General features: G+C 45.0%; 20 protein-coding genes. 2 read left to right on the top strand and 18 right to left on the bottom strand.

Going from position 1 to position 26,419, the window contains the following annotated elements:
• The 8 genes from ACNQGS_RS12065 to ACNQGS_RS12030 all read right to left on the bottom strand — a co-directional run bounded on the left by ACNQGS_RS12065 (position 1) and on the right by ACNQGS_RS12030 (position 10,362).
• Complete coding sequence (locus tag ACNQGS_RS12065; RefSeq protein WP_491487497.1) at positions 1-417, bottom strand: PTS sugar transporter subunit IIA; 417 nt, start codon at positions 415-417, stop codon at positions 1-3.
• A 33-nt stretch (positions 418-450) separates the two neighbouring features.
• Positions 451-1,062 carry a YesL family protein gene (locus ACNQGS_RS12060; protein WP_491487496.1) on the bottom strand — a complete coding sequence of 204 codons (612 nt, stop codon included), beginning with the start codon at positions 1,060-1,062 and terminating at the stop codon, positions 451-453.
• A 31-nt stretch (positions 1,063-1,093) separates the two neighbouring features.
• Positions 1,094-2,293 (bottom strand): glycoside hydrolase family 88 protein, encoded by a 1,200-nt coding sequence (locus tag ACNQGS_RS12055; protein WP_491487495.1) that lies wholly within the window; start codon positions 2,291-2,293, stop codon positions 1,094-1,096.
• Positions 2,290-3,723: a sulfatase family protein gene (locus ACNQGS_RS12050; RefSeq protein WP_491487494.1), complete on the bottom strand. Its 1,434-nt coding sequence runs from the start codon at positions 3,721-3,723 to the stop codon at positions 2,290-2,292. The genes ACNQGS_RS12055 and ACNQGS_RS12050 overlap by 4 nt, the downstream gene beginning before the upstream one ends.
• A gap of 24 nt (positions 3,724-3,747) precedes the next feature.
• Complete coding sequence (locus tag ACNQGS_RS12045; protein ID WP_491487493.1) at positions 3,748-7,161, bottom strand: polysaccharide lyase family 8 super-sandwich domain-containing protein; 3,414 nt, start codon at positions 7,159-7,161, stop codon at positions 3,748-3,750.
• Between the two features lie 12 nt (positions 7,162-7,173).
• Positions 7,174-8,046, bottom strand: coding sequence for a carbohydrate ABC transporter permease (locus tag ACNQGS_RS12040; RefSeq protein WP_491487492.1), 873 nt, complete (start codon positions 8,044-8,046; stop codon positions 7,174-7,176).
• Between the two features lie 38 nt (positions 8,047-8,084).
• Entirely contained in the window at positions 8,085-8,984 is a 900-nt protein-coding gene (locus ACNQGS_RS12035; RefSeq protein WP_213144019.1) for a carbohydrate ABC transporter permease, read from the bottom strand.
• A gap of 76 nt (positions 8,985-9,060) precedes the next feature.
• Positions 9,061-10,362 carry an ABC transporter substrate-binding protein gene (locus ACNQGS_RS12030; RefSeq protein ID WP_491487491.1) on the bottom strand — a complete coding sequence of 434 codons (1,302 nt, stop codon included), beginning with the start codon at positions 10,360-10,362 and terminating at the stop codon, positions 9,061-9,063.
• Positions 10,363-10,640: 278 nt separating this feature from the next.
• Between ACNQGS_RS12030 and ACNQGS_RS12025 the strand changes: the two genes are divergently transcribed.
• On the top strand, positions 10,641-11,981 hold the full coding sequence (locus tag ACNQGS_RS12025) for a sensor histidine kinase (RefSeq protein ID WP_491487490.1): 1,341 nt from the start codon (positions 10,641-10,643) through the stop codon (positions 11,979-11,981).
• A gap of 32 nt (positions 11,982-12,013) precedes the next feature.
• Positions 12,014-12,697 carry a response regulator gene (locus ACNQGS_RS12020; RefSeq protein ID WP_491487489.1) on the top strand — a complete coding sequence of 228 codons (684 nt, stop codon included), beginning with the start codon at positions 12,014-12,016 and terminating at the stop codon, positions 12,695-12,697.
• A 51-nt stretch (positions 12,698-12,748) separates the two neighbouring features.
• On the opposite strand, the gene ACNQGS_RS12015 is transcribed toward ACNQGS_RS12020, so the two are convergent.
• From ACNQGS_RS12015 to ACNQGS_RS11970, 10 genes are all read right to left on the bottom strand, one after another.
• A complete protein-coding gene (locus tag ACNQGS_RS12015; RefSeq protein WP_491487488.1) occupies positions 12,749-15,982 on the bottom strand; it encodes a chondroitinase family polysaccharide lyase in 3,234 nt (1,077 codons plus the stop codon).
• 268 nt (positions 15,983-16,250) lie between these two features.
• Complete coding sequence (locus ACNQGS_RS12010; protein WP_491487487.1) at positions 16,251-17,669, bottom strand: MFS transporter; 1,419 nt, start codon at positions 17,667-17,669, stop codon at positions 16,251-16,253.
• An 83-nt stretch (positions 17,670-17,752) separates the two neighbouring features.
• On the bottom strand, positions 17,753-19,225 hold the full coding sequence (locus tag ACNQGS_RS12005; protein ID WP_491487486.1) for an aldehyde dehydrogenase family protein: 1,473 nt from the start codon (positions 19,223-19,225) through the stop codon (positions 17,753-17,755).
• 36 nt (positions 19,226-19,261) lie between these two features.
• The gene (locus tag ACNQGS_RS12000; protein WP_491487485.1) at positions 19,262-20,395 is read right to left on the bottom strand and encodes an acyl-CoA dehydrogenase family protein; all 1,134 of its coding nucleotides are present in this window, start codon (positions 20,393-20,395) and stop codon (positions 19,262-19,264) included.
• Between the two features lie 21 nt (positions 20,396-20,416).
• The gene (locus ACNQGS_RS11995) at positions 20,417-21,613 is read right to left on the bottom strand and encodes an acyl-CoA dehydrogenase family protein (protein ID WP_491487484.1); all 1,197 of its coding nucleotides are present in this window, start codon (positions 21,611-21,613) and stop codon (positions 20,417-20,419) included.
• A gap of 39 nt (positions 21,614-21,652) precedes the next feature.
• Complete coding sequence (locus tag ACNQGS_RS11990; RefSeq protein ID WP_491487483.1) at positions 21,653-22,069, bottom strand: Zn-ribbon domain-containing OB-fold protein; 417 nt, start codon at positions 22,067-22,069, stop codon at positions 21,653-21,655.
• Positions 22,070-22,081: 12 nt separating this feature from the next.
• Entirely contained in the window at positions 22,082-23,245 is a 1,164-nt protein-coding gene (locus tag ACNQGS_RS11985) for a thiolase C-terminal domain-containing protein (RefSeq protein ID WP_491487482.1), read from the bottom strand.
• Positions 23,246-23,266: 21 nt separating this feature from the next.
• Complete coding sequence (locus ACNQGS_RS11980; RefSeq protein WP_491487481.1) at positions 23,267-23,683, bottom strand: MaoC/PaaZ C-terminal domain-containing protein; 417 nt, start codon at positions 23,681-23,683, stop codon at positions 23,267-23,269.
• Between the two features lie 66 nt (positions 23,684-23,749).
• Positions 23,750-24,199, bottom strand: coding sequence for a MaoC family dehydratase N-terminal domain-containing protein (locus ACNQGS_RS11975; protein ID WP_491487480.1), 450 nt, complete (start codon positions 24,197-24,199; stop codon positions 23,750-23,752).
• Between the two features lie 4 nt (positions 24,200-24,203).
• Positions 24,204-26,387: an acetate--CoA ligase family protein gene (locus tag ACNQGS_RS11970; RefSeq protein ID WP_491487479.1), complete on the bottom strand. Its 2,184-nt coding sequence runs from the start codon at positions 26,385-26,387 to the stop codon at positions 24,204-24,206.
• Between the last annotated feature and the right edge of the window lie 32 nt (positions 26,388-26,419).

Here is a 26,419-nt window from a genome sequence, read left to right as displayed (position 1 = left end):
TCAAACGCCTCCTGCCAATGAAAGATAATGAATCATGTCTTTGCACTCAGCTAAGGTCTGTTGAATGACTGCCGGAGCATCCTCTACTGCGACTTCTTGAAATTGAAACTTCATCGTTAACTCGGTCACCACACTTAACGGCATGCCTGAAATAAGGAATTGTTCGGGTGAAAAATGGTGTTCAAGTAGGACCCTTGCGGCAATCTGGTGCGGGGCGCCACCTGTTAAATCTACAAAGACTAGCACCTGGGGGTGATTTTTCAAAAACTCGGTTAACTCTGCTTCATACTGTTCGTGAGTCATCCCTTCAGAAAGCTCTAAGATAGATAGATTCGGATTGTCCCCCATTAAATAGCAGAGAGCAGATTGGACACCAGACGGGAAACCGCCATGTCCCGTCACTAAAATCTGATACATGATTGCCCCTTCTTTCATGATGAAATCAAAATGTTAAACAGCAGCTGTCTGGCCATTGGTTTGAACCTTTTTCTTGTTATGAAACCCCTTTGCTACCAGGGCATAAATCAAGTAGGCGGCAACGCTAAAAACTAACATTGAAGCTGCCGGAAAATAAAAAACAATCCCCACTGCCCCGGCGATGATCACAAGGGAAAGAAGCGTGAAATGAAGCTTGCCAATCGAAAGCAGCATGGCATTCTTGATCGCATCTTTCCAAGATACCCGGTAATGAACGAGAACTGGAAAAATCGTAATCGATGCAAACAGGTAAACCATGGTTAATAGGAAGAAAAACGCAAATAGTGCGTATTTCAGGTTCGAATTCAGCTGGTTCGTGATGATAAAATCACCGATTAGCACACCCGTAAAGACGATCCATAAAATGCCAAGAAGGAAGCTTTGTTTAAAGTTTCCTTTAAAGTGGCGTAAATAAGCAGAAATGACGCGAATGTCCTTGTGCTTCTGCCATTCCCTGACCACCCCAAACATAGCCGTTGTGGCGGGGAAAATGGTCAGGATGGGCAGGCACATCACCAGCCAAAGTGCATTCAGCAAAAACGCGTTCATGATAAACTCCATTGTTTTATAAAGCTTGCCATCCATCCTAACATTTCCCCTTTCAAATCATTAAGATTTACCAGTACATCTTCCAATCTTTCACAAGTCTGATTAATGCTTCGAAATAGTAATAGTCGCCCCAGATGCAGCTTTCATCCACGCCGCGGCCGCCGGCTTTGTAGTAGACCGCATGCTTGAGGATTCCATTGGCTTCACTGTCGATCTCGGTCCGATAGTTTTCATATAGGGACTGCACCATCATTAATGCGGCATTTTCATAGATATGTTTTTCCGGGTCGGTTAACGGCATGTGCTTTGCCATCTCGAGCAGGCCGCAGATTGTAATTGCTGCCGCTGAGCTGTCCCGCTCCTCGTCACCCTCTGTAAAAATTAAATCCCAGTAGCAAATCTCATCTTCCGGCAAACGGTTTAAATAATAGTTTGTCAGTTTCTTCGCTAACTCAACTAAACTCCAATCACTTGTATAGTGGTAGCTGAGCGGAAACCCATAGATACCCCAAGCTTGCCCGCGCGCCCAGCACGAATCATCCGCAAAACCTTGGTGAGTATTGCCGTACAATGGGTCGCCTGTTTCCGGATCCATGTAATACGTATGGAAAGTGGAGGCGTCTTCACGGACAATATATTTGGCTGCCTGCTTGACATGCGACTGGGCCATTTCCCGATAATGTGGCTTTCCAGTTACCTCCGATGCCCAATAAAGCAACGGCAGGTTCAGGTTGCAGTCAATGATCATCCGGCCGCGCTGCTTCGGATCGTTCAAGTCTCCCCAGGCCTGGATAATTCCGGCTTTATCGTAATAGCGGGTAATTAGCAAATCTGCTGCTTTTAATGCGATTTCCTTTGCTTCTTCATTTCCAGTCAATTTATAGGCACTGACACAGCTTAATGTGTAAAGGAAGCCCAGGTCATGATGGTCAACTTCAATTCGTTTTTCGAGCCGTTCTTTAAAACTCTGAATCTGCTTTTCGGCCACTTTCCGGTATTTCTCTTCCCCGGTATACTCATAAGCGAGCCATAGCATCCCGGTCCAGAAGCTCGTTGTCCATTCCACGTTTTCAATCGGTTTGTAGACAAGATTCTCACTGTTAGAATCGGGAAACTTATCTGTGAATACATCTAAGCTCTGGTCAATTTTGGCCAAAACATGCTGAATAGCTTTTTCCACAAAAGCGCGGTCAACAGCCGGAGTTTTCGTAAAACGTTCGATATCTTTAATGTCTTCTTTGCGTACCTCTGCAGCATATACGGTCATTTCATAACACCTCTAAGTTTGTTGTAAAAAGGATCATTTAAGTCTTTCAGCCAGCGGCACAGCTTTCCTTCAAGCTCCAAAGCGGCCGGATGTGCGGATGGGTCTTCAATCAGCTCCGGGTGAAGCTGGTATTGATCGTTTTTCAAATCGTAAAGCAAACGGACCAATTCATCATCAGGGGCATAGCCCTGGTGAATCGCATAGGTAAAATTATGGGTTCGAACCGCTCTCCAGCCAAATTCCCGATTATCCAGTCCTGCTTCACGAAACGCTTCAATCGCTTCCTTCCGGCCCGGATAGGCGCTAATATATGCTTCCCCCGGTCCGCCGCTCTGGCGGTTCAGGATATACCCGGATAAATCCGCCCCCTCTACCGAACTAGGAATCTCTAAATCCAGCAAGCTCAAAAGGGTCGGCATAATATCGACGGTGTTCAGCAGGAGATTCGTTCTTGTTTGCGGAATCACCCCTGGCCAGCGAACGCAAAACGGAACCCCGATTGATTCCTCATACCACACATGCTTTGCCATCAAGCCATGGGAGCCCATCATTTCACCATGGTCCGATGTCAACACAACAATCGTGTTTTCTTCCAAATTTTCTTCCTTTAAAAATTGCAAAATTCTTCGGAACTGGTCATCTATACCTGAGATGGCAGCGAAATAGTTTAATTGCTTATCTTTTAATTCCTCGATGCCGCCATCCACTGGTTCTCCGGTATGCACCAAAAATGTGGACTGGTTCACGTTTTCCCTAAAGGTAATTTGCTCCCTGTCGTACAGCTTCCGATATTTTTCCGGCACCTGATCGAACGGGCTGTGCGGCGGATTCCACGATAAGAATAAAGCAAACGGCTGCTCTTTATCCCGGTGTTGAAGATACTTAAGGGTCTGGTCCGTTTCATGCTCAACCGACCATTGACTGACTTTAATTTTTTCCGGACTGTCCTGCCAGTAATGCGGGGCAAGATGCTCATCCCATGCCCCGTAGGAATACCAATATTGGAAGCCATGCCGTTTCGGTCCCGGCGGAGTATAGGCATCCCAGCCGGAGGCCCCAGATTCCGGCTTGTCGGTGACGTTTAATTCGGGCAAATCGAGATGCCACTTGCCAATATAGGCCGTCTGGTAGCCGTTCTCCGAGAGCACATCGCTGATACAAGTTTCATCCGGACTCAACATAACGTCGGCGCCGACCTTACAATTGGTATAGACCCCCGTGCTGTTTGGGTACCTGCCCGTCAGCAGGGAGGCCCGATGAGGAGAGCACAATGGAGAGCAGGTGACGGCATGGGAAAAGATCGTTCCCTCCTGCGCAAAAGCATCGATATTTGGCGTAATCACCTGGTCCTCCTCTTCATAGCCGACAGCCTGACGGCGCCATTGATCGGCAAAAATATAGATGAGATTCGGTCTTTGTTGACTCTCCATTTGTCTCGCTCCTTTTTCTTACGTTTATCTAATCGAATGTGGACTGTTTCCTTTTACACTTGGAATCATTTTTAATTTGACAGTGAAGGACTTTCCATGTGCTTGGTTGACGTTCACTTTCAATTTAATGGAAGGCTTCGTTTCTAGAACCTGTACCTGTTCGTCTGCTTCGAGTACCTCAAAGGCTTTGCCATCAAAATCAATGTCAATCGTGCCGGTATTTTGCATCGTTGGGTCGGAAACCGCCAGTGTCAGCACGCCATCCTTCTCCTGCATCGTAACCGACGCCTTTTGATAAACGGTTAACGGTCCAACTGTTTGTTTTTCATCGAGCCAGAAGTTCGCCCCGATGATATTTACCTTCAGCTCCTGCACCGCTTGAACGCTTGTGTCATTTCGTAAAATTGAAATTTCCGGCTTGGCGGCATATTCGCTTGTTTGTTCAGATGTTAAGCCTGGCAACAGCACGTATGAGTACGTGTCGTTTGCCGGATTGACACCGTGATCAAACCACATTGTTGCGTAAGAACGCGTAATTGGATTCGCCGGTTCAGTATAATTGATATCCTTCCAGGCACCAGTCCGCTGTTCTTTTTTCAAGGTAAGAGTTTTTCCATCCGGGAAGTAATAGCCGATATCAGACCCTGGCACATTTCCTTCGAGGAACGCCCAGTTGGCTTCAGCGGTATGGTTTTGTCCATCGGCTAAGTCCTGTTTTTCCCCATTAATAATCAATTCGTTTGAGCCGTTATCACGGATTTTTCGATTTTCAACAATCGTCTCGATCGTTCTGTTATCCCCGCTTGTGATTCCTGCACCAAGCGCGACAATTTCGTTATCGAACATAAACCATGATTTTTTGGCTGTTAACGAACTATTCCAAGCTTTGTAAGACATGCCCGCTGTACCAAACCGGTCCAGCGTCGATCCTCCAACCCAAGACTCAGGTGAATTATGTTCCCCGCTGCCGTCTGCCCGCCTCATCGTATCAACCGTCGTCCCAGGCATCCGATAAGGATCAACCGTAGGCCAGAAATCATCGCTGTACTGGGCGAGATCGGCATTGTACAAATAGGTCATCCCTTCGCCTGTGTACCAGCCTTTGCGGTTTTCATCATTCATATCTTCATAGTTTTGGATCCGGTTTGAATACATGCTGATGCCAAAAGCATAGCCAGGTTTTCTGTTCACAACACGGTCCATCGACGCGAAGGTCTTATGGTAATCAAGCTCGCCCCTTGGCTTAACGTCTTGATTGTCCAACAGCTGCTTAGCCAGGACCATGTCCTTGAAATTGCTGGAGCTTGAAAGATAATCTAGGTACGTATCTTCTTGGAGCCACGATTTGGCCATACTCTTATATTTCGCAACATACGGTTCTGGTGCAAATTGCGCCAGCTGGATCACTACTTTGGTAATCGTTTGCCCGGCCTGATGGTCCTGAAGGAAACTGCGGGAAATCGCTCTTCCTCTGACCATATCCATCAACGTACCTTTATACATGAATGGTTCAAAGGCATTTTCAATCCAGTCATAAACATTGGACACTTTAGGGTCCGTTACAGCCCAGGTCGAACCGCTTAATAAATCAAGCAGATCGGTCAACCCGTCGATTAACACATTTCCATAAGAACCGGTGTAGGCAACGTCCTCATGCTGAACAAACGAACCATCTTCATAAAAACCATCGCCTGATGTCACGTTTTCAAAGGTTTGGCTTAGTGCATCGCGAGCTGCTGCGATTTTCGCGCCATCCTTCACAAGAACGCCGCGCACGCCAACTACCTTACTGACATCTATACGGTTGGCGCCGACTGCTTCGCGGTAATTACTAGGAGTTGTCGCACCTGATTTAGTCGGATCGGGCTGAAAATGATCAATCACATTCAGATAACGGTGAATCGTTTCCTGATCTAAATAATCATATAAAAGCACCATAATGCTGTTTAGTTCATTCGGCACTCCGATTTCCCAGTGCCACCAGTTGCTATACTGCTGAATATTCTCGTTATAGCGGTTTTGATAAAGCCATTCTAAGGCATCCTCAATATCCTTTAACAATTGCGTGTTGCGATAAAGGGCCGAATTTTCATTAGCAAATGCCTTGGCCATGGTCGTCAGATTCCGGTAGTTGTCGCGAATATCGGCTGAATTATCAGTGCTTCTGTACTCATACCAGAGGAAAGAACGATCTTTGTTTTTGACCATCGTCCTCCATAAGGACTGCGCCGATTTCGTTTGGCTGGCCAACATTTTATTCATTCGTTCATTCGAAGCATCGTAGTAGTCGAGACTGGTCATTTGGTTTTCCCACTTATGACGAAGCTGATCGTACTCGTCGAAGGCAGCGGCTGTAACAGTGACCTGACTTTCACTTTTAATCTGCCCATCAGTTGTCGCAACAGAAATGACCGCTGTTCCCGGAGCTTTCGCTTCGACAAGACCGTTCTTTACTGAAGCGACCTCTTCATTGGAAGATGTCCAGACAAGCTGACCGGTGTCTGCCGTTTCCGGAGTAACAGCCGCTTGCAGCAGGCGGAGCTGGCCAGCCGTTAATGAAAGTTCTTTTGGACTCAGTTCCAATTTTTCAATTGCCGGCCGTTCAAGGGCATCATTTCTTAAAACCTTGACCGTACTAGTGGCAGTCAAGCCATTATCCGTTACTGCCATAATCACGGCTTCACCGGCTTTTACTCCTGTTACCATGCCGTTGTTATCCACTGTGGCAACAGAATTGTTGCTTGAAAACCATGAAATCTTTGAGCTGGCGTCAGCGGGTTCCATTTTGGCATTCAAAACAGCTGTCTCCTGCTCTTTAATCGTTACGTCCTTATTTTCAATCGAAATGGACGTGGCCGGATCGGTCAATTTCAACGAAACATCATCAAACATGGCCGTTCCTGTTCCCGTTTCAAAGAAAAGCTGTACCCGGATGCTATCACAATTTTCCGGAGTCTTTACTTCCATTTTGATTTGCGACCAATCATTGGTTCCAGTCAATCGGGATGAGTAAAGAAGACCAAGCTGTGTCTTTCCCTCATAGGTAACGACTCTCATTCTCGCACCCTGGCTGCTGACAATATTGTTGGTCTTTAGCCACGTGCTTAATTGATATGTTTTCCCCCCCATTACGGGGACATCCTGGGAAACCGCCGCTCTGGCAGATTGTGCCGCTGAAATTTTCAACCCGTACTTGCTATTGCGGCCAGCATCTTCAGAAATTGCCACCAGCGGACTGCCTGTCGGCTTCCACACGCTCCAGTTGGCTGCGCCTAATTGGTCCCAACCGGACGCAGCCTTCTGCGTTTCTTCAAATCCTGTGTTTACTAAACGAACAGCGGTATCATCAGCAAAAATCAATGGTACATTGACGGACATGGTAATGAGTAAAGACAGTATGATCAGAACAGACAATCCTTTTGCAGGCTTTTTGTTCATCAGTTCGCTCCTTTATCCTTTGATTCCCGTGTTGGCAACTCCCTTGATGAAATGATCCTGTGCTAAGAAATAAACAATGATGGTTGGCACAACAGCCGATACCGCTGCCGCCATTAGCAGGGAATACTCGGTGTTATACTCAGTGATAAAATGCTGGATGCCCAGCTGCAATGTGTATAAATGATCCGATGTCAGATAGATTAACGGTCCCAAGAAATCATTCCAGGAATGCATGAATGAGAAAATGACGAGTGTCGCGATGGCCGGTTTGGATAATGGCAGGATAATCCGCCAGTAGATGCCAAACTCACTCAAGCCGTCGATTCTTGCTGCTTCCAGCAATTCATCCGGGATTGATAGGAAGAACTGGCGGAACAGGAACACGCCAAATGGATTAAAGGCGCCAAGAATAATCAGTGCCCAGTGCGAATTCACAAGTCCAAGCTGCTTCATCAGCATAAATTGCGGAATCATCATGACCTGATAAGGAATCATCATTGTAGCCACATAGATAAAAAATAACCGGTTGCTTTCTGGAAATTTAATTTTGGCAAACGCATAGCCGGCCAGTGAACTGTTGATAATCACCAAAATGGTCGTGATGACGGCAATTTTCAACGTATTTAAGTAATAGAGATGGAAGGGAACAGCGGTCCAAACTTCCTTGTAATTTTCCCAACGGAAGGTTTCCGGGATCCACTTGATGGGAAATCCGAAAATCTCCGTTTCCAGTTTCAAAGAAGCAGACAGCATCCAAACAAACGGAAGGACCATCGTCAAGGAAACTAAAATCACCACAATGTACTTGATGGCTTGGCCAACCGCAAATTTTTTCTTCTTTTTTACTTCTGGTGTATAGACTTGAGCTTCAGTGGCAATATTCATACAATACTTCCGCTCCTTTCTGTCGGTTTAGTCATAGGTTAATAGTTCACCCATTTTTTCTGTCCACTAAATTGGATGATCGAGATGATTAGAATCACCAAGAACAATACATAAGCCATCGCTGAGGCGTACCCGTACTCAAATTGTTTAAAGGCTGTATTGTAAATGTCGTAGACGAGCACATGGGTCGACCGGCCCGGTCCTCCCCCTGTCAGCACATAGATTAAATCAAATACTTTAAAGGAGTTAATCACACCAATTATCGTGGTAAAGAACAATACAGGAGATAACGATGGCAGCGTGATATGGAAAAACTTCGTAATCGGTCCCGCGCCGTCCAATTCGGCTGCTTCATAAAGATAATCTGGGATGTTTTGCAGTCCCGCTAAAAATAGAATCATATAATAGCCAACTGAATGCCAAATATAGACAATCGATACGGATATTAACGCCCAGGATGGCGATGATAGCCAGCCGGGAGGTGAGTCAATCCCCAGCTTCATTAATGTTCCGTTAATCGGACCCATTGATGGGTTAAAGATAAGCTGCCAGACAGCTGCAACAGCAATTGTCGCTGTGACATACGGCAGGAAAACGGCCGTCCGGAACACTTTGACAAAGCGGATACCCCGGTTTAAGGCAATCGCGATCAACACCGAAATAAATAGCGTAATCGGGACAGAGATTAACATGAACAGGATGCTATTAATAAATGAAATTTTGAAATTAGCATCCTTCAACAGCTGTTTATAGTTATCTAGTCCAATAAATTCGATATTCCCAAAGCCATTCCAAGAGGTGAAACTCATAAAGAAGGAGGCAATCACGGGAACGAAGATAAATACAAGGAAGCCAATAATATTTGGCAGAAGAAAGGTATAAGCGGTGATTCGATTTCGCCTAATCGCTTTCGATTTTACAGCTTTACCAGGCTTCATACTGTTTCATCCTTTCTTTTAAAAAAATTGGCACTGCTGTATGAAGACCTTAGAGCAGTGCCAAGTTCGATGCTAATTACTTTTCTCCATACTTACTTGCCCATTCGTCTTTTACGCGTTTCGTGATGTCTTTGATGGTGTCATCAACTGATTTTTGGCCAATTAATGCAAGCTCTCCCTCTTGCTTGAAGATTTGTTCAACGACAACGTTTTTCACACCTGGTAACATTGGGTATTCTGGATATTCTTTTGTTTCCAAGAAATAATGAAGGTTCTTTGGCTTTTGTGAACCGTCGCCAAGATAAGCCGCTTCCACATCCTTGTCCATATATCCAGTTAAATAGCCTGCTCCAGCAAGAAGCTCTGCCCCTTCTTTACCTGTCATGTACTTCAGGAATTCAAATGCTTCTTTCGGATGCTTCGTATTTTTGTTCATCATGATCGAAACTGGCAATGCCAATGAAGTATTCTTGGCAACGCCTTCTGGATGCGGAATTGGCACAACATCCCAATCAAACTTTAAGGTTCCTTCTTTTTCCCCCTGACGAAGCTGAGCAACATGCCAATCGCCAATGATGTTCATCGCAATATTCCCTTTTTGGAAGGCGGCATTATAATGTGCTCCTGTTGATACCTGTTCAGACCATTTCATGATCGAACCGTCCTTTTCAAGGTCAACCCTTGTTTGCAAGGCATCCTTAAATGGTTTCAGGTCTTTATCAATAATCGATGCTCCCTTTTGAACAGCACCCATGTACCAAGTTTGCGGCCATTGCTGCAGGTATGCGCCGTATACTTTGTTTTCTCCGCTGCCGCTTGTCATCTTCTTGGCTAATTCCCGGAACTCATCCCATGTCATATCATCGCTTGGATATGGAACGCCTTTTTGATCGAATAAAGTCTTGTTATAGTAGAGCATCCAATTGGACTTACGGTAAGGAAGACTTAATACTTTTCCTTCATATTTATACGTGTCATACATCGACCCGTATCCGGAAACATCGACGCCGCTGTCTTTAATGTACTTATCTAGCGGTGCCAGAATTCCTGTGTCTACCATGTTATCCATTTGACCAGTAAATAGGTCATAGCCTTCTCCGCCAGAAAGCTGCATGCGGATTTTTTCATAATATTGCTGCTGCGGGAAGGTTTCGAATGTAATGTCGACATTCGGATGATCCTTTTTGAAATTTTCATAGCCTTGTTTAAAAATAGCTTCATCTGCAGGGAAAACAGCCATTTTCAAACTTACTTTTTCATTGGAACTCTTCTCTTCTTTTGGTTTTGAGCTGCTCTTTTCTGTTTCCCCATTGGAACAGCCAACAATCAAACTAAAACATAAAAGCAATAACGCCACTAAACTAAAACGTTTTTTCATACATTGCCCCCCTTAAAATTTTTAATAGTTTGTTATATACTCAGTGTAAGGGTTTCCACTTTTCGAAATAAGTCGAAAATTTTCTTCCCCCTTTTTTGCAGCCGGGAGTGACGATCGTGATTTTTCTATGCTTGATTTTTATGGTTTTTTTAATCTTTTTTATCTATAAATACCTTAGCAGCAGATCCATATTCTTTTTATGTACGTTGACCATCGGGTGGATTTTGGCCTATATTTCATTCACCCTTTATCTATCAAAATTTAATTATTATAATATTGTGAACCAGTTTATTGATTTTGGCCCGGGAACCTGGAATCGTCTTGTCCTGGGAAACTTTGATGTTCATACGTTAATTCGGCTGTTTAACCTGGGGATTATCTTGTTTTATTTTTCCTTCCTTAGTTTTTCTATTTCGTTTATCAGCAGTCTCAGGAGTCACCCTAGATTGCGTTTCATTTACCTGGGACTCGGGATTGTCGGGATCATTCAGTTTCTTTTCTACGATCCAAGCCTAAATCTAATGCTTCAGGATTTGGCCTTTAACGCAGGTAAAATGGATCTTTATGAGCAATGGAGTCATACGGGCGATATTGTCTTTCAAGTGATGAATGATACGTATCTGGTTCTTAGCCTTTCCTTATTTTTGTACCACTACATCCGTTATTACCAATTAAGGTCGATTCGGGACCATACATTCTATATCACTATTAGTTTGCTCCCATTAACCTTTGTACACCTGTTCATTTTTTACTGGGCACCTGCCAACTTTGTCAGAATTACCTTCAGTAAAAGCTTTATCAATTATGTCCAGCCTTCGATTAACTTGTTTTTAATGGAATATCGCTTTTTCCCGCTGCTGGCAATTGGAGCAATCGGCATCATGCTCTATAATATTTACAAATTCAAAGCAAACGAAGCGCGCTATTCCAACATCAATATCATTACCAAAAAGAAAATTGACACCGCCTCACTTGGGATTCGAGCCTTCACCCATGCCATCAAAAATCATCTGCTGGCGATCCGCTCCGAGGCTGAATATTTACAGGAGAAATTCGCCGATGATGAAGATGCGCTGTACAGCCTGAAACTCATTACAGAATCGTGCGAGCAGTCGTTTCAAAGCATTAATCAAGCGAATGATAAGCTGAAGCAAATTACTTTAAACATTAAGGCCGTTCCACTGGATGTCCCCATCGAAAGGGCCATTCAACGGTTTCGTTCCAATTTGACAAACGTTGAGATCCATTTTGAAAAAACAAATTCCAACATCCTTGTCTACATGGATGAAGATTACATCAATGAAGTGCTCATTAATATCCTTAAAAATTCAGTGGAGGCACTGTCAAATGCCGGCGGGTTCATTTGGGTCAGCTTAAACTATGTGGATCAGTGGGGCACCATTTCGATTCGGGACAACGGCCCGGGAATCGAAGCCGAACACGTAGAAGAAATTTTCACCCCTTTCTTCTCTACAAAACCGAGCATCACCAATTGGGGAATCGGCCTATCATTCTGCCACAAGGTAATTACTGCACATGGCGGCAAGATTGAGGTTAAAAGTGAAATAGGTAAATATACACAGTTTGATATTCTATTGCCACTGGTAAAAAGGGTATAAAATATACCCCGTATCTGGGGGGAGGTATTTTCGTGGAAAATATTCATATTTTAATAGCAGACGACATGGAGGCCCATCGCAGAAGGCTTGAAAGAATCATCAACAGCGTGGACAACCTTTCAATCGCTGCCTCTGCCAAAAGCGGCTATGAAGCTGTGGCCTATGCAGCGATTAAGAAGCCGGATATTGTCTTAATGGACATTGAAATGGAAAGTCAAATGGCGGGGATTAAGGCAGCTTCAGAGATTCATAAGATTTTACCCGCAACAAAAATCATTATGCTGACGGTTCACCAGGATAATAATATCGTCTTTGCCGCCTTTCAAACTGGCATTGTCGACTATTTAATGAAAGCGGCTCCAAAGGAAGAAATCATAGAAGCGATTTATTCGGCTTACAACAACCAATCGCCCATCCGGCCGATCATCGCTGAAAAAATTCGTACGGAGTTTGCCCGCATCAAAAAATCAGAAGATCAATTAACGTACTTTTTTAAAATCATTGCCAACCTAACTCAATCCGAACTCGAGATATTAAAGCTGCTTTGCAGCGGTTTAAAGCGTAAGGAAATTGCTGACATCCGCGCCGTCGAAGTCGAAACCATCAAAAAGCAAATCAGCAGCCTGTTAAAAAAGTTCGACAAAAACAGCACCAAAGAAATCATCACCGAAGTCAACGAACTACGACTGTTTGATTTGATTAAGGAAATATCATGATGCATGGGGACGGTTCTTCTGCTTCAGAAGCAAAAGAACCGTCCCCTCGTTTTATTTTGGCTGCAGGACAACTTCTAGTGGCTCTGCATCTTTGCAATCAAATTCTATTAAGGTGCGGCCGTTCTCTGATGAAAGGATTCTGATGCGGGAATCTGTTGAAGCAAGTGTCCATTCCCCTTCAATGGTCAGTTTCATCGGGCGCATAATGCTTTCTGAGTGGCGCCATGTACGGGAATAAATGCTGACTTCCTTTTGTACCCCATTCTCATCATATTGGTCCGCTTCGGTGCCCTCGTATAAGCGTAAATCAGGGTCTACTGCGCTAAGGACTAACTTCTCTCCGTCCATCTTCGTCATCACCATCGATGGTGTATCGACGCCTCGCACGATTCCTTGGTTGATAGAGTCGTTTGCTTCAAATAAGGCATAGCCTGTAATCCCAGTTAGACGGTCTTGAACGATATGGGCCAACCGATTCTGCTGGAGGACCGTGTAAGGGGCCATGCCGGGATCTTTCATGGAGGCAGCAAACTCGGCCATTTTGTTTTCATTCGTATTCACTAAAACGGCATACTGGTACTTTCCGTCCTTTGGTGCTTTTCCATGATCTATCCAAGCAGTTAAAAAATCCCCTGACGTGTCTGATCCGTCCTTCTGGTTTTTGGACTGCTGCAAAGACCTTGAAATCGATACGGTTTGTCCAGACGGCACATAAAACCCATTATGCTTATTGTCAACCAGCCAGGCGTCCTCTGTCAGAGCGAGCTGATTTTGATAAGGGAATGCGGAAATTGCACCCGTTCTGGACATCCACACCGGTTCCGCTTCTGTTTCCATATAGTTTTGGAACAGTGTCGTTTCCGTTGGATACTCACTGTTATTATTTTCAATATCTGAACCTAGTGCCACAATCCGATTATCAAAGAAGAAATAGGATTTCCGCGCTCGGTGGGATCCATCATATTTTGGATGCTCATGAAGCTTCATGGCGAACATCCCATTTTGTCCTTGGAGACTCAAGCTTCCAGAATACGTCTCATCGGAAATCAGCATTTCTTCGATGCCGCTAAAACGGTCGACGTTTCGGACATCAGAACACAATTTGTCAAACGGCAGATGAATCGTCGTTGTCCCCGGCCAGCGGTTCCAATCCCAGCCTTCCTGCACATAGCCGCTGTCCCGGTGATTAGAGGCACCCATAATTTGCATTTGGCCATAGGACATATAGCGTCCATATAAATTGGCATCCTGATAGGTTTCATTCCCCCACAAATAACGGCTAAAGCCCTTTACACCGACAAGCCAGTTGTCCCGTCTTTGAATGCCAAGATTGGCGTAATTCATCGACCAAAATCCGGTTGGTGCTGCCTCTGCCGTAATACCCTGCTGCTTGAACTGCTTAGACCATGTATCATCCTTGTCGATGAGCCTTAAATAAGCGGCCGCCACTTCATGGTCAATCGGCTCTTTCCCATCTGGGGATCCCGCCAACGCCATATACCGGAATGGAGGCAGTGCCAACGCACCTTTTCCGTCCGGATGGCGACCGGCTACACTGATTAGCCATTGGGTTTTGTTTGAATACAGGCGCATCGACATCAATGCTTTTTTCAATGTTTCATGAGCATCCTCGGTAACTCTAAAAGGACCTCCTGATAATACATACATAATCGGTGTAACCCCGGTGAAGGCATCCTTTGCATACGCTGGGTAATGATTGTCATGGTGATAGGCAGAACCGTCCTTCTTAAAGGCAGGGTCTAAACCTTTCGCCGGAACAAGTCCTTGCGACAGCCAAGAGGTGAAGCTTTCCATATCTCTTATTTTTTCCTTCGAATCCTCCTGGACAAGGATACTGGCCAGCATTCCATTTAAGGTGGTGTTTAGGATGTCGATATTGCTGACAACCTCTTCTTTAGGTGTATAAATTTTTCCTGCACCACTTAACCAAAACAGAGCTTTTTGAGTCCGCTCCAGAAGACCGGCTTCTTTTAAAACATCCCGCATCAGGAAGGCGGATGAATAAAACCCGCGGATATTATAGCCGAGATGGTGCATCGTTCCTTGCCCGCTTCCGTCTGCCCAGCCTTGGTCAGCCAGATGGTCGGCTAGGTCGATATACATCTGTTTCAGTTCGTTTTTGGTTGTCTCATCCGTAGCAGACAGATACGTGTTCGCGACTAAATCCATGAAGTCAGTGAAAGCCCTAAGATCGGCTGTATTGCTAAGCTCTTTAAAATTCGGTTTTATGGCCGCCGGAGCCTGGTCAAAGTGCGGCATAAACAGGGAAGCACCGTGTATTCCATATTCATCACGGGATATTCCGAATGACTTATTGCGGCTGCGAATGTCAGCTAGCAGTGTATCTGTTACCTTTTGCTTTTTAAAAAGTAACTCTGTGAATTTTGTTTCGATTTGGCGAATACCGGCTAAGCTCTCTTCGGTTACTTCGGTTTGAGGTTCTGGAGGTGTAAGCTTGGAATAGTTTAAGAGACCAAGCCAATGGGCGTTTGCTGCTTCCATTACGTCCGGATTTACAAAAGGAACCTGAGCATCCGGTGTGTGGTGCCGCGGGTCAATTGGGGTTGATAGCATCATGGAGTCAAAATACAATGTGCCGGATTCGGATTTAGGTGCAACAACGGTCATACGATTCATATGCGGATGCGGTGTTCCCTGCATATCACGTTCAAAGGAAACCCAAACGGTCCGCCATCCTGTAAAGTTCAGGTTCATGTCAAACCAGCTGTCGACGTTATTGCCTCGGCCAAATTGAAAGGTAGCTGTGTCGTTGACGGGCTTTTCATTGTAGACCCAGACAACAAACGATTTGATTGATTGGTCTTGATTGTTGGGGACAAATGGTGTAAATCCTATTTTCTCATTTACAATTAATTTGGAGCCATTCGTGTAGTTCCATTTCAGCGATTGTTTGCCGTCCTTTGAGTGGTGGCCATCTAGTTCGAGAGCTGCACCCTTATCTGTTTTAAATGTCTTCGGGATGCCGTTTTCGAACAGGAAGAGCGGGATCCCTATGGCTCGCGCGTCACTCTCTAGATGTGCGGCACGAGTTGACAGGTCCTCCTCACCTGCAGAAGTGGCCGTACTAGAGGCGGCCAATGCCGTTTTTGGGCTGATTGTTTCAGGCGGTACAATGGTTAATGGGATTGTCAAGGCCGCTGTTAACGTCAAGGCGGTGAGCCGTTTTCCATAACGCTTGTCCTCTTTTTTTGGATACTGTTTCCCGTGTTGAAGATCTTGCTGCTTGTGTTTTGAATCTCTCATCTACTTCCATCTCCTTCCCCTTCTATAAGCTAAAACGCTTACAATTACCATTCTAGGGAGAAACAGAGAGATGACGTAAGGTGAAAACTTTATACCCCCAGATTCGCTTTCCTTATTTATTTACTGTATATTAGGCCCCAAGTGATAATCAGGTCATTGAAAAAAGGCTTAATAAAAAAGCTGTCTTAATTGATTAAGACAGCCCCTGCAACCTATATATAGATACCAATCTTTACTCTTGGAGACAATTATTTTACATTAGTCAAGATTATACAGAAATAGTTTCAGTTCCTTCAGCATTACCCTCCAACGCCTCTGTTTTCTGCTGATTTCCTGCAATTTTTTTAGGTATAAAGACGAGGAAAAGTAAAGAGGCAGCTGTAAAAATGGTCAATAACAAAGCCGTACTAGACAGAGCACCTACCGCGTGTCCTCCAGCTGAAAAAAGAGCAAAGGTAACCAAGGCAAAAGAGGCACCGACACGTGAAGCAACATTTTCTATTGTAATATAAGTAAAAGATACGACCCCAAGTCGGGATGGACTTGCTTTTGAAACAATCACAGATTTAACGACAGGGCCTACCGTACCAATAGAGGTACCAATTAAACTCATAGAAATGAATAGATAGAGGAACGAGGTATCCACCTTAGCTATTGATAACATGCCGACACCGGCTACCAGCACTACAATGCTTGAACCAATTAACCTGCGGGTTGAAATTTTACTGATTAACCGTCCGCTCACGATATTAGCTAATGCCATTGTTAAAAAAAGCGGGAATTGCAGCATGCCGACAACCATCGAAGACTTCCCTTGTACACTCTGTACGAAGAAGGTTAAAACATACATCACACTGCTGAAGGACATGTACATAATAACAGCAATAACGGAGGGAGCCCAAAAGTTTCTGGTCTTTGCATATTGAATATCGAGCAGCGGCTTCTTCTGTCTTTTCTCAACAACAAGCAATAAAATGAACGACACGACCGAAACAGCAAGGGCAGGGACCCACATCCACGAGGAAATTCCATAATTATTAATAAAGGTTGGTACGGTCAGAAGACCTCCTAATAACAAAAAGACGAACAATACTCCTAAAAAATCAAAAGAGGCAGATTTGTTTCCTTTTACATCCGGCACTCCAAAAGCAAACAGTAATAAGGTAATGACGCCCAATAGACTGCAAAGGAAAAAGATCGAGTTCCAGCCAAGCTGATCAACAAAGATTCCGCTTAACAGCGGTCCTGCCAGCCCTCCGAGAACCGTATAAAATCCATAAATCCCCATCGTTTTTCCGCGCTGCTCATGGTTGAAGTATTTTCCTACGCAGAAAACACCAGCGGGAATCACGGCCGCTCCCGAAAACCCCTTCAAAAACAACCCTACGACCAAAACCCAGAACGCGGGAGCAGCGGCAATTAACAGGGAACCTATCGCAAGTAAAGATGCTCCTAACAAAATAACAATTTTCTGCCCAAATGTGTCAGACAGCCATCCCATTAACGGCTGAAATCCCGTTAAACCTAAAGCAAACCCAAGCTGCATATATACGGAATATCCCGCTCCCAATTCGAAGTGTTCCAACATTTTAGGATAGGCTGGTATATGTGTCGCTTCCGCAAATACGACAAGCAGAATTCCCAGACATAAGAAATGAAAAGACCTGCGCACTGATTTTTCCCCCATTATTTACCCCTCCGTATATAGAAAAACTGGAATTTATCCTGACCAAACCGGGTAAAAGAGACGGCAAAAGCCGCCCCTCATGATTACCCCAGCTGAATGATACATGTTTTTTCCCTTGTGTTTTCAAGAATGGAATCAGTTCCAAAGCCGCTGTCTTTTACTCCCCCAAATGGCAATTCCGGCCCAACATGGCGATACGTATTTACCCATACATTCCCTGATTCTAATTTTCTAATCATCCTGTGTGCACGATCTAAATTTGACGTCCAAACGCCCGCTCCTAAACCATAATTGGTATCATTGGCAATCGCCAAAGCTTCCTCCTCTGTTTCAAAAGTCATAACGGTTGCAACCGGGCCAAAAATCTCTTCTTGGCAAATGCGTAGAGAATTCCTCCCGACACGAATCAAAGTGGGCTCTATCCAATACCCGTTAGCAAATTGGGGATCATTCGGCAAAATGGTCCCACCGCCTGAGTGCCCGCCGAAGATGATTTCTCCACCTTCTTGTTTTCCTAATTCAATAAAGCTCCTTACCTTGTTATATTGAGCTTCATTGGCGATTGGCCCCATGGTTGTAAGTGGATCCATTGGATCTCCAAGTACAGTATTTTTCTTTACCACTTCTGTCATTAATGAAATCATTTCCTCAAATACCGACTTCTGAATCAGAATTCGCGATCCGCCCACACAAAGCTGGCCCGCGTTCCCGGTGAAAATTCCATTAATGGTTACACCCTCAGCCGCTTTTTTCAAATCTGCATCTGCAAAAACAATATTAGGTGACTTGCCGCCTAATTCAAATGTAAGCGGCTTGGGTGCCTGAGCGGTTGAGCGGACAATGGCCTTCGCTGTGTTTCCTGATCCTGTAAGAGTGACGCGATTGACATCAGGATGGCTGACCAGTGCTTCCCCTATTGACCCATCGCCTGAAACCACATTTAAGACCCCGGCAGGAAGAATTTCATTCAGTATCTCTCCATATCGCAGGCAGGACACCGAGGCAAATTCAGATGGTTTGATAATCACGGCATTTCCAGCTGCAAGTGCATAAGCCGCTTTGATGGTAAAGGTGAACAGTGGTGAGTTCCAGGGCAGAATTCCAACAACAATGCCTAATGGCTCCCTTAGTGTATAGCCAAAAGTTTGCGGGCTTAATGGAATGGTCTCGCCCCGGCTTGCAATCGAAGCAGACTTTGCGGCATCATACCATATACTCCTTAACACCGGAATTAATCCATAGCTAGTTTCGCGGATTACCCAGCCGCTGTCTTTCGTTTCAAGCATGGCTAACTCCTCTGCATGGCTCAAAAGACAATCACCGATTTGTCTAAGGAAGGCGGCTCGTTCCATTGCGGAAAACAAAGCCCACTCCCCGAAAGCCTTTCTAGCGGCCGAAACAGCTTCCTTTACATCTTCCACCGTGCTCAAGGGAATTCTTGCCCATACCCTGCCATCGGCGGGATTTATACTATCCAGTGTTTTTCCTAAAGAAGCCGGTTGCAGCTTTCCGTTTATGAGATTGTGAAATTCCCGAATCATATTGGCTGTCTCCAAATTGGTTCACCCCTTTTAAACTACTAATATTCGCTTTTACCACCCTAACGCGGCTGCAGCCTTCTCATAGTAATACTGAGTGCCGCCAAGGTAATGTTCATAAAAACGGGCCCGCTTGACATATAAATGACAATCTATTTCTTCTGTAAATCCAATTCCCCCGTGAATCTGCACATTTTGCCCAGCGGCCCGATTAAATGCTTCTGCCGCAAAGAGACGGGCACCAGCAATAGCTTGGACACGATCTTCAGCATGATTCTCCAGTGCCCAGTTGGCATAATACGCTAATGACCTTGCAGTCTCAAGATCGACTTTCATATCCGCAATTCGATGCTTGATAGCCTGGAAGCGGCCAATCGGCTGACCAAATTGAACCCTGATTTTTGCGTATTCGGCAGCCATTTCCACTACCTTCTCCATTCCTCCGACCATCACAGAGGTTAGTGCCGCATTAATAGCCAGCAATCCTTCCTCTAGAACATCCCAGCCCTGATCAAGCGGTCCTAGAAGCTGTTCTCTCCCTGCCCTTATATTTTCAAACTTTATTTCTCCGAGCTGGCGTGTCTCATCCATATTCTTCTGTCTGCGAATTTCGAACTGCTCAGTACGATCAAGGATGACAAGTGAGATTCCGTCCTTGCCTCCTTCGTTTCCAGTTCGGACAATGAGAATGAAGCTGTCTGCAAGCTCAGCATCTGGTATTAAAGTCTTCATTCCATTTAAAACGATATCTTCACCTTCTAAAGCAGCCGTCATCCTGATTTCCGAGGGATGCCAGCTGCTTTCCGGTTCAAGCCAAGCAATCGAAAAGGTATGGGAGCCTTCAGCAATCGCTGGAAGGTATCGATTCTTCTGTTCTTCTGTCCCATACTTTTCAAGGATCGGCACCGCAAATGCATTGGTTTCCAGGTATAGGCCAGGCATGACACTGCGTCCCCACTCCTCAAGGACAGGAACAAGATCCAATGCCCCAAGGCCCATACCGCCATACTCTTCAGAAATATTAATGGACGCACATCCTAATTCAACTAAGCCTGAAAAGATAGATTGATAGTAATCCACATCACCCTTTATAAACTGGCGGGCAATTTTTGTTTGTCCTTTATCAGCTAAATACTTTCGCACATAGGTGCCGAATACTTCCTGTTCCTCATTTAATGAAAAGTCCATTCATCTTCACCTCCATAATCACTAACGTCCCATATCTTTTGGCAATCCAAGTATCCGTTCTGCAATGGTGTTTCGTTGAACCTCGCTTGTTCCGCCGCCGATGGTCATTCCGAACGAATATAGATAGGTTTCCTGCCAATAAGAATTTCCGTAAACAGCATCCTCTTTCCATAAGATTCCCCGGTGCCCTTGAATGGATATAGCCTGGGCAAACAGTTCCTTTGTCAATTCACTGACCTGAAGCTTATCCATCGACCCTTCCGGACCAGGATGGCCGTTTTTGATGGTTTTCGTTAAGTTACGATAATAATTTAATAGCGAACCTCGCGAACGGGTATACAAATCTACCATCGTCTTCCTGGTAAACTGATTTTTGATTAATGGACGGCCTTCTTCCTGTAACTCTTTTGTTAAGGTGACTAAATCTTGAAATTGCTGCTCAAGTGTAAATACCTGCGCCCCAATCCCCGTCCTTTCATGCATGAGCAAGGCAATCATGACCTTCCAGCCCTCATCGACTTCCCCGACAATATCGGCATCATAGGCAACGGCGTCATTTAAATACACTTCATTAAAATCGTGTTTCCCATCCATCTGGATAATCGGCCGTGTCTCGACTCCTGGCTGATGCATATCTAAAAGGAAAACGGTAATCCCTTTGTGCTTCTTTTCTCCTTTGCTTGTTCGGGCCAGAAGAAAACAGCGGTCGGCTAAATGTCCAAAGCTGGTCCAGACCTTTTGGCCGTTAATGATCCATTTGTCCCCTTCTTTTACAGCCGTGGTTTGAATGGCCGTTAAGTCAGACCCCGCATTAGGCTCTGAATAGCCCTGACACCATACCTCTTCACCCGTAAGGATTTTCGGGATGTAGGCTTCTCTTTGTTCTTCTGTCCCTATCTGCATTAAGGTTGGCGCAACCATGTGAATTCCAACATAATTAACGAGCGGCGGGGCTTTCACCCGAACCATTTCCTGCTGATAAATAATCTCTTCTATTAAATTTGCATCTCTTCCCCCATATTTTTCCGGCCAGGCAATGGCAGCCCATCCGCCTTCGTATAATTTTTTCTGCCAATTTCTGAGAAACTTAGAGTATTCACCTAATTCCTCAGGCAGTTCCCTATTCCCCTCCAGCCAGCCATCCGGTAAATTCTCCTCAAGCCATGTTCTTAGTTCCATGCGAAATGCTTCTTCCCGTTCTGTAAAAGAAAAATCCATTCCCTTTCTCCTCCCTTCAACTCTATTAAACGTCCCTTATCATGCGAGAATCCATTGCGGCAAGGCACGCTCATTTGTGATGTCCTGCCAGGTCATATTGACACTCATTCCAATTCGGACATCTTCTGGATTACACTCCAGGACGTTTCCGATAATCTTTACAGCTGGCGCCTTGTCAAGCTCAACAATCGCAATGACAAGCGGCAGGGAATCTTGAAATCCCGGCAGGAACGGCCGGTAAGAGATGACATACGAGTAAACCGTTCCTTTTACATCACTTCCAAAGTTTTCCCAGCTAAGTTCAGTGCTACCGCATTTTGCACACGCTGGACCAGGTGGATGTGAATAATTCTGGCAGCTTTCGCATTTTTGGATGAGTAACTCATGCCGATCCGCACCATCCCAATAGGGCTGATTATCCTGATTTTTAAGTGGAATTGGTTTTTGATAATCCATCATTTTTCCCTCCTAGTTTCTTAGAATCATAGCACCTGCGATATCAGGCCCCGCCCAGCCGGTGCATAGCCCAATTTCGCAATTTTCTACTTGGCGATCCGTTCCCTTATATTCGTGACGGATTTGACGGACAATTTCCAACACATTATTCATCCCATGTGTATATCCTTCCGAAAGCATGCCTCCGGCAGTATTACTCGGCAGCTTGCCTCCCATTCTTAGGTTTCCCTCTGCTACAAAGTCACCCACTTCTCCGCGGGGAGCGATCCCGTAAGCCTCCAGCTGCCGCAGCACCACCCAGCTATAACAATCATAAATAGAGGCAACATGCAGGTCTTCCGGCTTTACACCGGCCATTTTGAACACTTCAGGGGCGACATAATCAGCAGCTACCTCCGACAAATTGGTCCAGTAATGAGCATGTGACACACATTGTCTTGCCGCAATCCCCATAATATAAACAGGCCTGGATTTACAGCTTTTCGCCCGATCAGCCGTGGTCACGATAATAGCGTTTGCCTCATCTGATTCCAAACAAAAATCATGTTTGTTAAATGGATAACTGAGAGGCGGAGTCTGTTTATATTCCTCCATCGTCAATGGTTTCCCATAGAAAAAGGCCTTCGGATTTCGCTGCGCATGCTCATAAAAACTTACACACACATGACCTAGATGTTCCTTTGTAAGACCGGTTTCATACATATGGCGGGTCGCAAATAATCCAAACCATTGACTAGGACTTCCTGCACCATAAGGAATGATAAAGCTGCCTCCGTCAATAGCATGTTGGAGCATATTTACATCCCAGCCGCCGCCCCCCATTCTGACGCCAGAGCGGCCGTTCATGGAGCGATAAATGAGGACTGTATTGGCCTGCCCTGTTTCAATTAAACCGATGGCATCTGCAATCAGCATTTCCGTACTGCTTCCACCGCCCATAATGTCCTTTACATATTTTGGCCGGACTCCTAAATAAGTAGCTAATTGATGGGAGGTACAAGAGTCGTTTTCACTGTAGCTCATAAACCCATCGATATCTTTAGCCGTAAGACCGGCATCATTAATGGCTGCCCTTGCTGCATCCAAAGCCAGATGCAAGGGAGTGGTTCCGGAATTTTTTGATCTCTCACTCTCTCCTACCCCCACAATGGCATAGCGTTCTTTAATACTTGCCACGATAAAACACCCCTTTTCTTTTTAAAAAAACTGTAAAATAGCCTGTCCTGAACCAACGACTTGCTGAGCACCTTTTTGTGCTTTTAGCTCCAGGTTTGCAAACTGTTTCCCGTCTTTTTCATAGAGCTCTTGAACGACTGCCGAACAAGTAATTTTGTCACCTGGTCGTGTTATGCTGCCAAATCTCATTCGTAAATTGCTTAATTCTGCAGTAACACCGGCCAGACTGTTTACATATTCACCTAAAAACCCCATGATGAGCATACCGTGGGCAATCACTCCCGGCATTCCGATACTTTGGGCAAATTCATCATCCGTATGAAGTGGGTTAAAGTCCCCTGAAGCCCCAGCATATTTCACTAACTGCACCTTGGTAACAGGCGGTTTAACCAATGGCTGAAGCTCCTGTCCCTGCTGCAAATCTTCGTATTTTAACAACTTCTTCTCCTCCTCCCTGATAAACAGACTGTTGAACTATCCCTTTTGCTCAAGAGCACAGCTTTTTTAGGCTTGCTGCAATTTGGGACGATAAATAATATTCATCCGGCTAACGACAACCATATTTCCGCTTTCATCGGCAATTTCCGTGTCCAGGACTAAAAACTGCATTTTGCCGCTTTTCCCTTCCCTTTCATATAAATCTGCCACCTTCATCTGACAAATCAGCCGGTCTCCGGGACGAATCGGCCGATGATATATGAATTCCTGCTCACCATGCAGCATTCTTTTTGGATCCAAATCTAGAGAAATTCCCTCTCCCTCAGCTCCGATGACAATCGGAAAAGTAGGGGGAGCAATAATTCCTCGATAAGGGGTTTTGGCTGCATACTCCTCGTCTGTATAAAGCGGATGATTGTCGCCAATTGCTCGAGCAAATTGACCTATATGTCTTTTCTCGACCTCAAATACAAATGCTGGACCTGTTAATCCGATAATGCTGTTATCTAATTCCATCATTTCACCCCATAACCTCTGATTGTTCCAAAACTGGATGACTTGCGATGATTAAAGCATCCGCTGCTTTTAGGCCGTTTTCATAGACAATGATTGGATTAATATCCAATTCCTCGATTAAACCATTGGCATCCATAATTAAATCGGAGATATTCAATAGCACATCCATAATGGCATCCAGATCTGCTGGAGACTGGCCCCGCACTCCCTTAAGAATTGCCCTTGCCTTTATCTCCTCAATCATTTCGGCTGCATCCTGTCTGGTGATAGGTGCAACCCGGAAAGATATGTCTTTAAATGTCTCTACAAAAATGCCGCCTAATCCAAACATGATGACCGGTCCAAAGGCAGGATCCTTTGTAACGCCGACAATGACTTCAATGCCTTTTGGCAGCATTTCGTGAACGGATACCCCGTTTATTACAGCGTCTGATTTATACAGTTTGGCTGAGCGCAGAATATCAGCATAGGCGCTTTGCAGCTCCCGCTCGTTTTCAATATTTAACCGGATACCATTTGCCTCCGTTTTGTGCGGGATGTCTTTTGAATCAATCTTTAGGACGACCGGATAACCGATTGTATCAGCATGCTGAACCGCTTCTTCTAAGGTTTGCGCCAATGCCTTTTTCGCAGTTGGAATGTCGTATTGCGCTAACAATTTACTGGCTTCAAATTCACTTAGAGCGGCACCCGGCTTTAGCAGATGATGCAATAATTGTTTGGCATCCTGCCTCTCTTGTTTAAAAGCTTTCTCCTGGGTATTGGCCAGCTGATTCTTCCGGTATTTGTCACTGTATCCGACAAGTTTGGCGAGAGAACTAATCGGATTCAAATCACCTGGTATCACAGGAATGCCATTTCTCTCTAGTTCTGGTGCAGCTTTTGGAATGGACATTCCTTGTAACGGGAAGGTCGTCACGAGCACGAATTTATCGGATTGTTTGCAGGTTTGGATAAATTCCTTTAGCAGTGGATGATCTGCCTTCCAAAACATTGGGAATTCGGTGAAAATAATATTATCTACCTCCGGGTCCTCCACAAGTGCTTTTAGTGGTGCAGTAAATAACTCAGGGTTTGTTACCGAAGCTGCGGCAGTCAAATCAATCGGGTTAGACGCACTTGCAAACGACGGGAGACACTGTTTAATTTTCGTCCTTGTTTCTTCGCAAAGCGGGATGATTTGGAGCCCATTAGCTTCACAGCGGTCGGCTTCATTGATGCCTCTTCCCCCTGAACTGGAAATAATGACGGTATTGCGTCCCGTTGGAAGTTTCCCTGATAAGAAGAGCTTGGAAAACGAAATGATTTCTTCATAGTCATTCGCTCTGACTATTCCTGTTTGTTTAAAAAAGGCATCATAGATTTGATCGGAGCCGGCAAGAGAACCGGTATGGGAAGCTGCCGCCCGGCTTCCCGCGTTACTGCGCCCTGTTTTCATCACGATTATCGGCTTATTACAATTAAGTGCTTCTTTTGCTAAGCGCCGCAATTTAGCTGGATCCTTCGCTCCTTCAAGATAACCGCTGATCACCTTAGTCTTCGGATCATGAATCATGTATTCGACGACATCCGCAAATTCTATATCCATTTCATTCCCCACGCTCACAAAATAATTAAAGGTTAGTCCATGCTGCGCTGCTGCCATATACGTAAGAACGCCAAAGGCGCCGCTTTGTGAAACGTAACCTACAGCCCGCTCCTCCTGTAAGGGGTGGCTCATAACCCCTGGAGAAAAAGTCCCGACTAGTCCGTTAATGGTGTTGACCAAGCCCACGCAGTTAGGGCCAATGAAGCGGATACCGTTTTTGCGGGCCATCTCCGCCATTATTGCTTGCTGCCTTTTTCCCTCTTCCCCCGTTTCTGAATATCCTGAGGCAAAGATGATGCCGGCCTTTACTCTTTTCTTGGCGCAATCCTCCAGGCTTTGTTGAACTTGATTGGCACTAACGCAGAAGATCGCTAAATCAACCGATCCAGGGACCTCTGTTAAAGATGGGTAACATGTCAAGCCAGCTATCTCTGATGACCTCGGGTTAATCGGATAAATTTCCCCTGTAAAATTACCATCTAGTAGAGCCTTTACTTGGATATGACCAAGCTTATTAGGATTTTCTGATGCGCCTAATACGGCGACAGAACGGGGAAAAAATAATGGCTCCAAGCTTTCATAGGAAGCGTTTTCATTCATTGTGTTTACCACCCCAATCTCAAAATTGAAAA

This window comes from Neobacillus sp. PVCKKU3 (assembly GCF_058323225.1).
This window is presented reverse-complemented; position numbering and strand designations above follow the sequence as displayed.